At 42.0% G+C, this 14,324-nt stretch carries 12 protein-coding genes; 5 read left to right on the top strand and 7 right to left on the bottom strand.

The features are described from left to right. Position 1 precedes the first annotated feature (1 nt). Complete coding sequence (locus tag ACH3Z1_RS10985; protein WP_490822020.1) at positions 2–439, bottom strand: hypothetical protein; 438 nt, start codon at positions 437–439, stop codon at positions 2–4. A gap of 98 nt (positions 440–537) precedes the next feature. Beyond that, complete coding sequence (smc, locus tag ACH3Z1_RS10980; RefSeq protein WP_490822018.1) at positions 538–4,059, bottom strand: chromosome segregation protein SMC; 3,522 nt, start codon at positions 4,057–4,059, stop codon at positions 538–540. Between the two features lie 238 nt (positions 4,060–4,297). Here smc and ACH3Z1_RS10975 point away from each other — a divergent pair, with 238 nt between their 5' ends. Next, positions 4,298–5,380 carry a glycosyltransferase family 4 protein gene (locus ACH3Z1_RS10975; protein ID WP_490822017.1) on the top strand — a complete coding sequence of 361 codons (1,083 nt, stop codon included), beginning with the start codon at positions 4,298–4,300 and terminating at the stop codon, positions 5,378–5,380. Continuing rightward, positions 5,380–6,525: a glycosyltransferase gene (locus ACH3Z1_RS10970; protein WP_490822015.1), complete on the top strand. Its 1,146-nt coding sequence runs from the start codon at positions 5,380–5,382 to the stop codon at positions 6,523–6,525. Before ACH3Z1_RS10975 ends, ACH3Z1_RS10970 begins: the two co-directional genes overlap by 1 nt. 81 nt (positions 6,526–6,606) lie before the next feature. Here ACH3Z1_RS10970 and ACH3Z1_RS10965 read toward each other — a convergent pair whose 3' ends face one another. Then, the gene (locus tag ACH3Z1_RS10965; RefSeq protein WP_490822013.1) at positions 6,607–7,287 is read right to left on the bottom strand and encodes a cell division ATP-binding protein FtsE; all 681 of its coding nucleotides are present in this window, start codon (positions 7,285–7,287) and stop codon (positions 6,607–6,609) included. Between the two features lie 75 nt (positions 7,288–7,362). Beyond that, a complete protein-coding gene (locus tag ACH3Z1_RS10960) occupies positions 7,363–8,541 on the bottom strand; it encodes an AIR synthase related protein (protein WP_490822012.1) in 1,179 nt (392 codons plus the stop codon). A gap of 236 nt (positions 8,542–8,777) precedes the next feature. On the opposite strand from ACH3Z1_RS10960, the gene ACH3Z1_RS10955 reads away from it, so the two are divergent. Continuing rightward, positions 8,778–9,731 (top strand): bifunctional riboflavin kinase/FAD synthetase, encoded by a 954-nt coding sequence (locus ACH3Z1_RS10955; protein ID WP_490822010.1) that lies wholly within the window; start codon positions 8,778–8,780, stop codon positions 9,729–9,731. Between the two features lie 75 nt (positions 9,732–9,806). Here the strand turns inward: ACH3Z1_RS10955 and holA are convergent, their stop codons facing one another. Next, positions 9,807–10,805 (bottom strand): DNA polymerase III subunit delta, encoded by a 999-nt coding sequence (holA, locus tag ACH3Z1_RS10950; RefSeq protein WP_490822009.1) that lies wholly within the window; start codon positions 10,803–10,805, stop codon positions 9,807–9,809. A gap of 150 nt (positions 10,806–10,955) precedes the next feature. Continuing rightward, positions 10,956–11,672 (bottom strand): ribonuclease H-like domain-containing protein, encoded by a 717-nt coding sequence (locus ACH3Z1_RS10945; RefSeq protein ID WP_490822008.1) that lies wholly within the window; start codon positions 11,670–11,672, stop codon positions 10,956–10,958. Positions 11,673–11,714: 42 nt separating this feature from the next. Between ACH3Z1_RS10945 and ACH3Z1_RS10940 the strand changes: the two genes are divergently transcribed. Beyond that, the gene (locus ACH3Z1_RS10940) at positions 11,715–12,689 is read left to right on the top strand and encodes a DUF8428 domain-containing protein (protein ID WP_490822007.1); all 975 of its coding nucleotides are present in this window, start codon (positions 11,715–11,717) and stop codon (positions 12,687–12,689) included. A 169-nt stretch (positions 12,690–12,858) separates the two neighbouring features. Then, on the top strand, positions 12,859–14,016 hold the full coding sequence (locus ACH3Z1_RS10935; RefSeq protein ID WP_490822006.1) for a sensor histidine kinase: 1,158 nt from the start codon (positions 12,859–12,861) through the stop codon (positions 14,014–14,016). Here ACH3Z1_RS10935 and ACH3Z1_RS10930 read toward each other — a convergent pair. Then, the gene (locus ACH3Z1_RS10930) at positions 13,988–14,281 is read right to left on the bottom strand and encodes a hypothetical protein (RefSeq protein ID WP_490822005.1); all 294 of its coding nucleotides are present in this window, start codon (positions 14,279–14,281) and stop codon (positions 13,988–13,990) included. The genes ACH3Z1_RS10935 and ACH3Z1_RS10930 overlap by 29 nt on opposite strands. Positions 14,282–14,324: the final 43 nt, after the last annotated feature.

Raw genomic sequence — 14,324 nt, 5'->3', positions numbered from 1 at the left:
ATCAGTCGAGGTATTTTTTCTTTTTTTCTTCTTTATAACCGGCTTGTTCGGCAAGTGATGCAGCACTTGGATTACTGGTAACAGATACTGCTATCTGGAAGAGTAAAAAGCAAAGTACAACAGACATGACCAGTTCGCCCCATGTGATCCAATAACCCCAATATGCATATACAGCCCCTTTTTCAGGTGTACCGGTTTCATAAATAACCGTGAGCCGCTGTCCTTCTCTGATATTCCTGAATATATATTGTGGATTGATTGAAAACTCTTTTGTACCGGTATTAAAAACAGCCATCAGTTCCAGGTGACCGTCAGATGCATTGTGTACCTGTCTGATTACTGCCGGAACTTTTATCCCATCAAAATAATCCGGCTGACGGGTGAACAGCAGATAGCAACCAAAACAGACAAGGTATAGTATAAAAATAGACTTGTACATGGAGTATAGGCGCAGGATGGGAAAAGTGAGTAGTGAGTAGTCAGTAGGGAGTAATAACACCACCTCACTACTGACTACTCACTACTCACTTCTATTATTTAGTTCGTCAAACTCCTGAAATCCACCGGAACCAGTTTACTTACACCGGGCTCCTGCATGGTTACACCGTAGATTACATCAACGGCTCCCATGGTTTGTTTGTTGTGGGTTACGATGATGAACTGTGAATTATCACTGAACTTCTTGATCATCTGTGTAAACTTACCAACGTTGGCGTCATCCAGTGGCGCATCAACCTCATCAAGAATACAGAATGGTGCGGGTTTGATCAGATAAATCGAGAATAGTAATGCTGTTGCCGTTAAGGTTTTCTCACCACCACTCAACTGTGTAATAGAAGATGGACGTTTCCCTTTTGGCTTGGCAATAATTTCGATACCTGTTTCGGCGAGGTTGGTAGGATCAACTAGTACCATATCGGCCGTATCTTCTTCGGTAAACAGGGCTTTGAATACTTTCTGGAAGTTTTCGCGAACCTGGTTAAAAGTATCCAGAAACTGCTGGTTAGCTGTTGCCTCTACTTCCTGGATGGTTTGCAGCAGGCTTTCTTTGGCAGAAACAAGGTCATTCTTTTGTTCAAGAATGAACTCATAACGTTTCTTCATTTCCATGAAAGCTTCGATGGCTGTAGGGTTTACTTCACCCATATTTTCCAGTCGCTTTTTCATGCGGTCGCTGGTGGCCTGCAATTCTTCGAGTGTGGTTTCTGTGGTACGGGCCTGATCGAGTATTTCATCGAGCTCTACTTTAAATTCCACGCTCAGTCTTTCCTTCATGCCAGCCAGTTGCAGTTTCAGTTCATTCAACCTGTCTTTGATCTCTGTTACCAGATGATCAATCATTTCCTTGCTCTTCACTTTCAGTCTCAGCTCACTTTCTTTCTCCTGTAAGGCATTACGCAGGTTATAATAGGCCTGATCGGCTTCATTTAATTTTTTCTCTTCTTCTTCTTTCTTGCGCATCAGTTCAATGAGCAATTCCTCAGAACCAACCAGCGCTTTTTCACCTTCTTTAATATTATCTGATGCTTCAGACAATTGAGATGTATTGTTTTCAATCTGCTGGTGTAATTCGCTCAGTTGATTTTCTTTGAATACCAGTTCCTGCTTGAGGGTGGTAATCTTGCTTTGCTGACGCGTTAACTGCAGGTTGGTTTCATTGTATTGTACCGATGCATAATTGTATTCCTGTTCAGCCAACTGGTAATCCTGTTCTACCAGTTTCATCTGTTCACCTGTTTGTAACAACTGGTCATTGAGCAGGTGCAGCTCTTCCCTGGTAGCAGCAATACCATCCTGTTCGTCCTGTAAACGGGTTTCAATATCTGTCAAACGCTGTAAACCATTCTGCTGTGCAGCCTGCAGGTTTTCGATACGGTTTTTGGTAGCAAATACCTGGTTGGTGAGCTGATTGATTTCGTTCTCCGTTTGCTTGATTGCATTTTCTTTTAACTGCTCATTAAATGCAATCACTTCATTATGTTTGGCCTGAATATCGGCTTTCAGCAGGCTTACCACCGATTCCTGGTCCTGAATTTCTTCCGCCAGTTTTTCGAGGTTCTTGGCACGGCCAATTTTCTTTCCTTCAAACAAGCCTACGCTACCGCCGGTAAGCGTGTATTTACCTTTGACGTATTTACCAGTTTTTTCGAGTACCACAGCACCATTACTGTTGGCTATGGCTTCATCATTCTCGGCGATATAAACATTCCCTAATAAATATTCTGCCAGTTTACGGTATTGTTCATCCACTTCAATTACATCCATGGCCCGGATGGTATTGGCCGGCTGGTGGGTGTCCACACGCAGATCGGCAAATTTTTCGAGCATAAAGAAGTTGGCCTTCCCTTTGCTGTTCGCATCCAGTAAATGAATGGCCTGCAATCCTTCCTGCAGGTTGTTCACTACATAATAGTTGAGGTATGGCTCCAGTACATTTTCAACTGCCGCCCTGAATTCTTCCTTTACATAAATGATGTCGGAAAGAATAGGTGCCGCATGGTTCCACTCCGGATTTTTATGCAGGAACTTGATGCTCTCCGGATAACCTTCCATCGAATCGATGAGGCTTTTCAGGAGGTTGTATTCGTTTCGTTTGGCATCGAGTTTACGGTTCTCTTCTGCCAGTTCGTTACGTAATACTTCAAGCTGCGCCTGAGTTTCAAAAATATTTTCGCGGGTACGCTCATGCTGTTCCTGCAATTGCTGCAGGTCTACACGACGCGCTTCCAGGCTTTCTTCTTTTTCTGTCAGCTCTTTTTGCAGTTGCTCCAGTTGCAGTTCGCGGTTCTGTTTTTCTTCATTCAGTTGCGCCTGTGCACGCTGCAGGTTCTGGATGGATGTATCGGCTACAGCCACTTTCTTCTCAGCATCGAACTGGTTACGTTGTATCTGCTGGTACTGGTTACGCAATGCATCTACCCCACTTCTGCGTTCGTCGAAAAGACGGCGTTTATCTTCTATATCGAGTTTGGCTGTTTCTACCCTGTCTTGCAGTTCTACCAAACGCGATTCTTCTTCACCCACCTGTATCTGTGTGTACTCGATAGAATCACCAATGGTTTTTAACTGACCCGATGCTTTTTCGAGGAAATCCTTTAAACTGGTTTCCTTTTCTTTGAGGTAATGTAATTTCTGTGTAGCGAGGTTTCGCTCGTTCTCTTTGCTACGGAGGTTTTGCAGAAGGTCGTTGAACTCATGCTGCATGCTTTGTAAAGCCCTTTCCTTCTCAATAAAACCTACCTTCTCCTGTTCGATGGTAGCTTCTTCCAATGCAATTTCTGCATCAAGCTGTACCTTTTTATTGATCTCCAGTTCCTGCTGCTCATTCAGTTCTTTGTAAGTGATGTTAAATCCTTCCAAAGCAGCTTTGGCCAGTTCTACGGATACTTCCTTGTATTCTTTTTTGATCTCGTAATACTTCTCTGCCTTCTTTGCCTGGTTCTCCAGTGTTTTTAACTGGTTATTGATCTCAAACAATAAGTCTTCAATACGTGCCAGATCCTGTTCAGTTGCGTCGAGTTTATTCTTGGCTTCCTTCTTACGTGTTTTGTAGATGGTAATACCTGCAGCCTGTTCGAGCATACGACGACGGCTGTTTTCTTTGTCTTTGATGATATCATCCACCATACCCAATTCAATGATGGCATAACTGTCGGTGCTCACTCCGGTATCCAGAAAAAGATTATGGATATCTTTTAAACGACAGGTTACATCATTCAGCCTGTATTCACTTTCACCATTTTTATAAAAGCGACGTGTTACCGTTACGGTATTGAACTCGGTTGGTAAGAGATTTTTTGTGTTTTCGAAAGTGAGACTTACTTCTGCCAGACCACTCGGACTTCTGGTTTTACTACCATTAAAAACCAGCGCTTCCAGGTTTTCACTTCTTAATGCAGATATTTTTTGTTCGCCTATTACCCAACGGATACTATCAATGATATTACTCTTGCCACAACCATTGGGACCGATGATGCCGGTAATACCTTCATCAAAACTCACCACGGTTTTATCAGCAAAACTTTTGAACCCTTTGATTTCTAATGATTTTAATCTCACTTTTCCTCTATTTAGTACCTGCGAACATACAGGAAAAGGGGTAGATTTTCCGGAAAGATTATATCGCTGTGTATAATAGGTGGAGAAAAAGGATGATGAAAAAAATACATAAAGATGAAAATTACATAACTAACTGATAATAAATTAATTAAATCGTTTATTTTGATTTAAAAAATCGATTTTTTAACCCACCCCTCCGAAGTTTTCTGACTGTATATTTGTTGAATAACCTCCTGATTTGAAGCGCATCATTTTTACCGTTACCAACGACCTGAATTACGACCAGCGTATGCACCGAATTGCGGCTACGTTGAGCAGCAATCATTATGAGGTTTTACTGGTAGGAAGAAAACGAAAAGAATCAAATCCGTTATCGGATCAACCATTCAGACAGAAGCGGCTTTTTTGTTTCATGGAAAAGGGGCCGCTGTTTTATATCGAGTTTAATATCAGGCTTTTCTTATTTCTTTTAGCACATAGAGCAGATATTATTTGCGCCATTGATCTTGATACCATTCTGCCCTGTTATTTTTCTTCGGCACTCAAAAAGCAAATCAGGGTGTACGATGCACATGAACTGTTTACAGAACAATTTGAAATCATACGCAGGCCTTCTATAAAAAAGATATGGTCAGGGATTGAAAAATTCGCTGTTAAAAGGTTTAAAAAAGGATATACAGTGAACCAGTTTATTGCCAATTGGCTGCAGCAACAATATGATGTTCAATATGCTATCATCAGAAATCTTCCGCATGAATACCCGCTGGAAAAGATTGTGCCGGAAAACTATATTTTATACCAGGGCTCCGTTAATGAAGGACGTTGTTTTGATACCCTGATTCCAGCCATGCAGCATGTAAATGCAAAGCTGGTAATTTGCGGGAAGGGCAACTACTACGAACAAACCAAGGCACTCATTCAGCAATACCAGCTTGAAAACAAGGTTGAACTGAGGGGTTATATCCCCCCCGTCGACCTAAAAACCATTACACAAAAAGCGCTGTTTGGTCTCACCCTTTTTGATGAAAAGGGGCTAAATCAGTACCAGTCATTGTCCAACCGGTTTTTCGATTACATGATGGCCGGTATTCCGCAGTTATGTGTTGACTATCCTGAATACAGATCCATCAATGATACATTTGGCTTTGCCCATCTGATAGCCCAAACGGATAGCGACAGTATTGCCCGCGAACTGAACAAATTGCTTACTGATACTGTATTATATAAAAGTTTGCAACAAAAAGCCCTGTCGGCACGTTCTGTTCTCAATTGGCAGCATGAGTCGGAAAAACTTATCCGATTTTACCAAGCTCTGGCATAATGGAAAAACACCTGCACATTATCGCTTATACTGTTCCTTATCCTGTTAACCAGGGTGGCATATATGATGTGTTCTATAAACTGAAAGCATTACAGGCCGCAGGTGTGCATATTCATCTTCACTGTTTTGATTATGGTCGCGGAGAACAACCTGTTTTGAATGACTATTGCACTTCTGTTCATTACTATCAGCGCTTTACAGGTCATAAAGGTGTATCTGCCTCACTTCCCTATATTGTTGCATCTAGAAAGAATGAAGACTTGCTTCAAAACCTGCTTCATGATAACCACCCCATCATGATGGAGGGCGTACATTGTACTTACCTGCTAACAGATGAACGTTTCCAACACCGTGATTGTTTTGTACGGCTTCACAATGTAGAATATCAATACTACAATGATCTCTGCAAACAGGCCAGCTCTGCTTTCCGAAAACTGTATTACAAAAGGGAAAGTATTATGCTGAAAGCCTATGAAAGAAAAATTGCATCCAAAGCCATTTTCTGGGGTATGACAGATGCGGATAATGATGTGTACCGGAATGAATTTGGCGCCAACAATATTGACCATCTTTCTTTATATATACCCGATCACTGGACGGTAGAAGAAAAACATGGGTTTGGTAGTTTTTGCCTCTTTCATGGCGACCTGAGCGTGGATGCCAATGAAAAAGCAGCCATCTGGTTATTAGAGAAAGTATTCAGTAAAACTGATATCCCTTTTGTTATTGCAGGACATAATCCATCTGAAAGACTTTATGAACTGGCCCATAGCATGGGGCATACCTGTCTGGTGGCCGATCCTTCTGAAAAAGAAATGCAGGATATGATTGCCAAAGCCCAGATCAATATCCTCCCTTCTTATACGAATACAGGGATTAAGATAAAGTTGGTGAATGCCATTTTTAATGGCAGGCATTGTCTGGTAAATGCATCCACAGTTACTCATTCCGGACTTGAACCGGTTTGTCATATCGCCGACAACGCCGAAGATTTTATCATAAAAATTGAAACGCTTTTTTCAGCAGCTTTTACGAAGGAAGAAACTGAAAAACGAAGAGCGATTACCAATGACCTGTTTAACAATCAAAGAAATGCGGAAAAGCAGGTGGGGTGGATTTGGAAATTTGAAAATTTGAAAATTTGAAAATGACAAGGGTAGCTGTACGAGAATGTTCGCGGAGTCAATGCTGATCCCTTTTTGAATTTTGATTTTTCAACTTCCCTTTTACATCGCTGCGCTATCCATTACCCTGCCCTTTTCTGTTTTGAGGATGCGTGAGGGGTAGCGGTTGATCACTATAAAATCGTGTGTGGCCATGATCACGGCAGTTCCATAATCGCGGGCAATCTGGATCAGCAATTGCATGATTTCATCACTGGTTTCGGGATCGAGGTTTCCTGTTGGCTCATCGGCGAGAATCAGTTTGGGTGAATTAAGCAGTGCACGGGCAATATCTACACGTTGTTGCTCCCCTCCACTCATTTCAAAAGGCATTTTGAAGCCCTTGCTTCTCAATCCTACTTTATCCAATACGTCATTGATTTTTTCTTCGATCAGCTTCTCATCCTGCCAACCTGTAGCTTTGAGTACAAAGCGAAGGTTTTCATGCACGTTCCTGTCTGTCAGCAACTGAAAGTCCTGGAATACTACTCCAAGATTCCTGCGAAGGAAGGGCACTTTTTTCCAGTCCATATCACGCAGGTTAAAACCCACAACCGATGCACTCCCTTCTGTGAGCGGTAATTCACCATACAATGTTTTCAGCAGGCTGCTTTTACCGGTTCCGGTTTTACCAACGAGGTACACAAATTCTCCTTTGTTTACAGAGAAATTTACATCTTCTAAGATAAGACTGCCGCCCTGGTAAATTTTGGCGTTATGGATGGATACGACTGTTTCTGACATGGTTCTAAATTACAATTTCTAAACAGACCATTACTGGTCATCTTCAAAAATAAGGATCAGCAGGTTTTGATCCTGTTAATATTCATAAATGATTTCGCCTGCTGTTGTATGTAGATGAAGACTTGCTTTCTCAGCAGCTTCTACCCTTCCCACAATTTTAGCCTCGATACCTAGTTTTTCAGCAATACCCATCATGGCATTTGCTGTAGCTGTATCTGTAAAAATTTCCAGACGGTGCCCCATATTAAATACCTGGTACATTTCGCGCATATCGGCACCTGAATTCTCCTGAATCAGTTTAAAAATGGGTGGCGCTTCAAACAAATTATCTTTTACAATCTTAAACGGTTTGGGAAGGTATTTCATGCATTTGGTTTGTCCGCCCCCGCTGCAATGTATCATTCCATGTATCTGATCAAAAAATAGATCGAGTAATTGTTTTACCAGAGGTGCATAAGTACGTGTAGGACTCAGCAATAATTTGCCCACCTGTAAATCACCAAAACCTTGCACGGGTATGGCTTCTGTCATTTTATTCTTTCCGATATACACTACTGCATCCGATAATGAGGTTTCATAGGTTTCCGGATACTGTGTTGCATAATATTTTTCCAATACATCATGACGGGCGCTGGTTAATCCGTTACTGCCCAGTCCGCTGTTGTATTCATTTTCATACACGGCTTTTCCTGCGCTGGCAAAACCTACGATCACATCTCCGGCACTGATTTTTTCATTGGTAATGAGTTTTTCTTTGGGCCAGCGGCTGGTCATGGTTCCGTTCACTGCAATGGTTCTTACGACATCGCCAACATCGGCCGTTTCGCCACCGAGGTAATGAATGTTTACGCCATAGGTCTTTAGCTGATCAAAAAATGCCTGTGTACCATTAATAACCGCTTGCAGTACTTCTCCTGGTATCCTGAGTTTATTACGGTCGATGGTAGAAGAAAACAGAAGCTGATCAGTTACACCCACACATAATAAATCATCGAGATTCATGGCCACTGCATCGCGCGCAATGCCTTCCCAAACCGACACATCTCCGGTTTCTTTCCAGTACAAATAGGCAAGGATACTTTTGGTGCCTGCTCCATCGGCATGCATGATGTTTACAAAAGCCTCATCATTACACAGAAAATCAGGATATATTTTACAGAAAGCATGTGCATACAAACCCTGATCCAGCTTCTGGATGGCCGCATGCACTTCTTCTTTCTGGGCTGAAACACCACGTTGGGAATAGAGAGACATTTTTAATTTGGAAATTTGAAAATTTGAAAATTTGAAAATTAGGGCTCATGCTAATTCTCGTGGTTGCAAAGGTAAGGGTTGAGAGGTGGATTTCCTTGTGGCTTGCAGCTTGTGGCCTGTAGCTTATTCATCTCATCCCGACCCTTGATGGGGCTATGAGAAAAGATGATTCCCTTCACGTCTCACTTTTCATGTTTACGCCTCACATTTCCCTTTTCCCTACCTTCGCGATCGATATGAAAGTACATCGTGAACTGGCGGGTTCTCTACCCGAATTTCGTAATGCCGTCGTTACCATTGGCACTTTTGATGGTGTACATAAAGGTCACCAGCAGATATTGACCCAGTTAAAAGAAGAAGCTGCGAAAATAAACGGCGAAACGGTCATTATTACTTTTCATCCACATCCACGCAAAATTGTTTCTTCGGTTCCGGGAGATGTGAAGCTGCTCAACACGCTGGCTGAGAAAAAGATATTACTGGAAAAAGCAGGTATCGATCACCTGGTGGTGGTTCCATTTGATCATCATTTTGCCAACCAGTCTGCGGAAGAATATATTACTGATTTCCTTTACAAATATTTCAAACCGCATACCATTATCATTGGCTACGACCACAGGTTTGGCAAGGGCAGAACAGGAGATTATCAGTTACTGGAGTTGTATGGTAAACAATTAGGGTTTGTTGTAAAAGAAATTACCGAACAATTGCTCAATGAAATTGCGGTAAGCTCTACGAGAATAAGAAAAGCAATAACAGAAAATGATATAGCCACTGCCAATGCTGCATTGGGTTATCCCTACTTTTTTGAAGGACTGGTAGTAGAAGGCAATCAACTGGGCAGAACCATCGGCTATCCAACAGCAAACCTTCATATTGGAAGCGAAGAGAAACTGATTCCCGAGAATGGCGTGTATGCGGTAAGGGTTGAACTCATCGATAGTCATGAAGGCTTTTACGGAGGAATGATGAATATTGGACTACGCCCAACTGTTGACGGAAAGAAAAGGGTTATTGAAGTAAATATTTTCGACTTCAATGAAGATATCTACGGCCAGCAGCTTCGTGTACATGTATTACAGCAACTGCGTAATGAAGTAAAATTTGATGGTCTTGATGGGTTGAAAGCACAACTGGCACAGGATAAAAAAGAGGCCCAGGAAGTTCTTGATGTTAAAAGTGAAAACTAAACCCGCTCTTTCTTCACTCACTACTGACTACTCACTCCTCACTATGATGAATCATCTCCTAACTGATGATCGCCACTAATTCATCATTTTCACGACCATTTCTTTCATTAAACCTGCATCTGAAGTGCCGGCATCGTGCACCCCTACACTACGAAGATTATATTGATGGAGAAGTAATAATACCCTTTCCACACCCGAGTATTCATATTTACGTGCAGAACTAAGATAGTCTTTGATGAAATAAGGGTTCACACCCAATGAGCTGGCGGCTGTTTTTTCATCGGGGTTCTGTAGTCCAAACAACATATATACTTTACTGAAATAATTATACAAGGCAGGCAATACCTGCTGTATGGGCGCGGCTTTTGGATTGGCTTCAAAATATTGTATGATCCGGATGGTTTTCGACAGATCCTTTCTCCCAATGGCTTCCTGCAATTCAAACACATTGAATTCTTTACTGATGCCTATGTATTTCTCAATATCGTCTTCGGTAATATTGGTTCTGCCGGAAAGATTTACCGCCAGTTTCTCAATTTCATTCTCAATTCTGCTTAAATCATTACCCACATGATCCACCAACAGCATGAGGGCTTTCTGGTTGATGGAGAGCCCCTGTTTTTTAACCACTTCCATTGTCCATTCAGGCAACTGGTTTTCATACATTTTTTTGGTGGTCAGCATTTCCCCTTTAGCTTTCAGGGTTTTGGCCAGTTTGGAACGGCCGTCTACTTTTTTGTCTTTATAACTGACAACAAAAACGGTTGAACTGAGGGGGTTTTCAATATAAGGTTCCAGCTTATCAATATCACGCATCTGCTGCGCTTCTTTGAGTATCACCACCTGTCTTTCTGCAAACATGGGGTAACGTCTGCAGGCATTTACCACTGCTGCCCAATCGGCATCTTTACCATAAAAAACAGTGAGGTTAAACCCGGCTTCCGATTCGGGCAGAATTTTATGTTCGGCATGATCTACCACCTGGTCAATAAAATACGGCTCCTCTCCTTCCAGCCAATAAATTGGCTTGAAATGCCCCTTTTTCCATTCTGTGATGATCTTTTCCGCCGACATGGGTGCAAAGATGATGGTTGATGAAGGATTTAAAAAAAGATTAGGGTTTTAGTTATGAACATCGTGAATGGTGAATGGTGAATCGTGAATAAAACACGACCATTCACCATTCACGATGTTACAACGCCCCTTTTCTCCCCAATATTGCCATCAGACCGTTACGACTGTAATATTTTCTGGTTTCAGGACAGGTTGCTGAAGGAAACGAAGGATAATATTGGCTGTTACCACTACATCTCTTTCACAATAAGCTACAATACGCGGCAGGTCTTTATCAACATAATACACGTCCTGCACCATACTGCCATCCATATCGGTTTTTGAGCTGGGAATACCCAGCACATGCGCCAAAAGATCGAGTGATACATAATTTTTATGGTCCCCGAATTTCCACCAGTTAAGGGTATCAAACATTTTCAGTTCCCAGGGCTTTCGGTCCTGTAACTGCAGACAGGCAGGTAAAGTCAGGTTATTGATAAGCATGCGCCTCCCGATATAGGGTATATCAAATTCGCGGATATTATGACCCGCAAACTGGAAATGTGGATTCACCTGCTGGATTTTTTCACATAATTGCGTAAAAATCCTCAGTATTTCTACCTCATCATCTCCGGCAATACTCTTCACTTTCAGGTGCCACTGGCCCTCTTCATTTGTGTGGAAAAAAGCGGTTGAGATACAGATAATACGTCCGAATTCGGCGAGTATGCCAGCTTTTTTTCGGTAAGATTCTACCGGGTCGATACCTTCTGGCACGGTTTTAGATATTTTGTCGCAAAATAGGCGTTGCCAGTCCGGATCCATACTGGTAAAGGATGAGAAGGCAGGCACTGTTTCAATATCAAGTATTAAAAGATCCTTGAGCATATAAAAAGTTTAAAAAAATCCGTTAACTGAAAAATTCATTTTATGAGTAGCTTCAACACTCCCGATCCAAGTGCTGCACCACAGCAAAAAGACAACCGTAAAGTAATATACGGCATTCTCATTTTTGCCCTTCTGGGTACATGGGCCTATATCTTCTACGATAAAAGCCAGACCAAAGAAACCATTGGGCAGTTAGAAACCAGGATTACCAATGTTGACAGTGCACGTAATGCCATTCAGCAGGAGTTCCTGGAAGTATCCGCCAAAGCCGATTCACTTACGCAGAACAATATCCAGTTACAGGGTGCACTGGCCGACCGTGGTTCTGAGATCCAGAAACTGAAAGGCAGTATCAGCAATATCCTGAAACGCAAAAATGCTTCTGATGCTGAACTGGCACAGGCTAAACAAATGATCAGTGAACTGAATGGCAAAGTGGATGGCCTCTTTGCAGAAATTGAGAAACTGCAGGGGGAGAATAAGCAGCTTACGGCTGCCAACGAACAACTGAGTACCGAAAAAACGCAGTTGACTTCTGAAAAAGAAAACCTGCAACAGAACCTCAGTGCCACTAAAAAAGAACTGGATGAAAAAGTAGATGTAGCTTCTACCCTACATGCTTCAAATATTGGTATCACTGCCATTGATGTGCGCAGCAGCGGTAAAGAAAAAGCCACCAGCACTTCAAAGCGTGCCGATCTGATGCGTATTTCTTTCGTACTTGATCCTAACAGGATTGCGCCTAGTGGAAGTAAAGACATCTATGTATGTGTAACAGCTCCTGATGGAAAAGTCATTTCTGAAGGCACCAAATTTGTTACCCGTGAAGACGGTGAAAAAACATATACCAGTAAAGTAACCGTTAATTATGAGCAGGGTAAAGTAACGCCCGTTAGCTTCGACTGGAAACAGTCTGAGAAATACCAGACCGGCAACTATAAAATTGAAATCTATAACAATGGTTTCAAAATTGGTGAAGGGGTAAAGACATTGAAGAAAGGCGGCTTATTCAGTTAATATGTTATAAAGAAATAAGAAGCAAGCAAGCAAGCAAAACACGAGGGTACCGCAAGGTGCCCTTTGTGTTTTGGAAACTTGATAGTGAGTAGTCAGTAGTGAGTAAAAAAACACTGACTACTCACTACTGACTACTCACTATCCCCTATCTTCAACCAAAAAAACATCCATGCGTATTAACTGGCGGATAATATTGGTTGTAATTGCCATTATACTGGTGAGCGGAACCATTTTTTATTCACAGTATGTAGCAGGTAAAATTGCTACAGAAGAAAGAAAATATGTTACGGTTTGGGCCGAAGCACAAAGAACCATCCTGAATACACCCGATACCGCCAGCCTGAACCTCGCCACTTTTATTTCTTTTGAAAACAAAGAGATCCCGATTATTGAAACCACTGAAAAAAATAGTCTCACCGGTAATTACCTGAACCTCGACAGTAGTTTAGTTCAGACAGATTCCGGGTATTTACAATCGAAACTTCAGGAGTTTCGCCGATACAATGACAAGCCAATTGTACTGGTGCTCAAAGACAGTCCTTACACTGCGAATCATTACTATTACGGACAAAGTAAATTATTGAAAGAAGTAAAACTGTATCCGCTGATTCAGTTGGTCATTGTTGCGTTGTTTATTGCCATTGCCATCATGGCGGTACAATCGCATTATCGTGGTGCGCAAAACCAGTTATGGGCTTCCATGGCACGCGAAACTGCGCATCAACTGGGTACCCCTGTTTCAAGTTTGGAAGGATGGGTGGAAATATTGAAACAGAAAAAGGAAAATGAAGCCATCATTCCTGAAATCAGTAAAGATGTAAATCGCTTGTTACTCATTACAGACCGTTTTGGGAAAATAGGCAGTCAGCCTAAACTGGAACCGGGCAACCCCTATGAGCAGATTGAACAGATGATTGTGTACATGAAAAAACGTTCGGGTGCACAGGTGCAGTTTGAGTTTCATCCGGAAATTTTACCGGTTACTCCTTTGCTAAGTGCTCCTTTGTTTGACTGGGTTATTGAAAATCTGATCAAGAATGCATTGGATGCCATGGAAGGCAAAGGCGTGATCCGTATTGAATCACATATTACCCCTGAAGGGCTGGTGATTGATGTTACCGATACAGGAAAAGGTATCCAGTCTGCACACCTTAATAAAGTTTTCAAACCCGGATTTACCACCAAGAAAAGAGGTTGGGGACTTGGATTACCGCTGAGTAAACGCATCATGGAAGAATACCATAATGGAAAATTATTTGTCAAATGGAGTGAAGCCGGTAAAGGCACCTGCTTCCGTCTTATTCTGCCTCTTCCAGCAAAAGCATAACAGGCTCACCAAAACAACTCATGGCCGCATACCATTGATGCAATGATTGTGGTGTGGTTGTTTCCACATACAGATTGGCCTCTCTGCAATAATTGAGTAACTCAGTCTCTACCGATCGAAGATCTTCTGTGACCGGCTGGCTTCCCAGTTTATGCAGGCAACTGTTCATGCGTGAAAGTTTTTCATCAGACAGATGATCAAACGCATGCTGCTGCAATAATTGCCCGGTTGCATTTACCAGGAGGCTGTAAGATGTTGTTTTCATACAAAATATTTAGTGCAAGTGACCACAGTAACATAACTGCACA

Source organism: Sediminibacterium sp. FW305-C-49, assembly GCF_058231085.1.
This window is presented reverse-complemented; position numbering and strand designations above follow the sequence as displayed.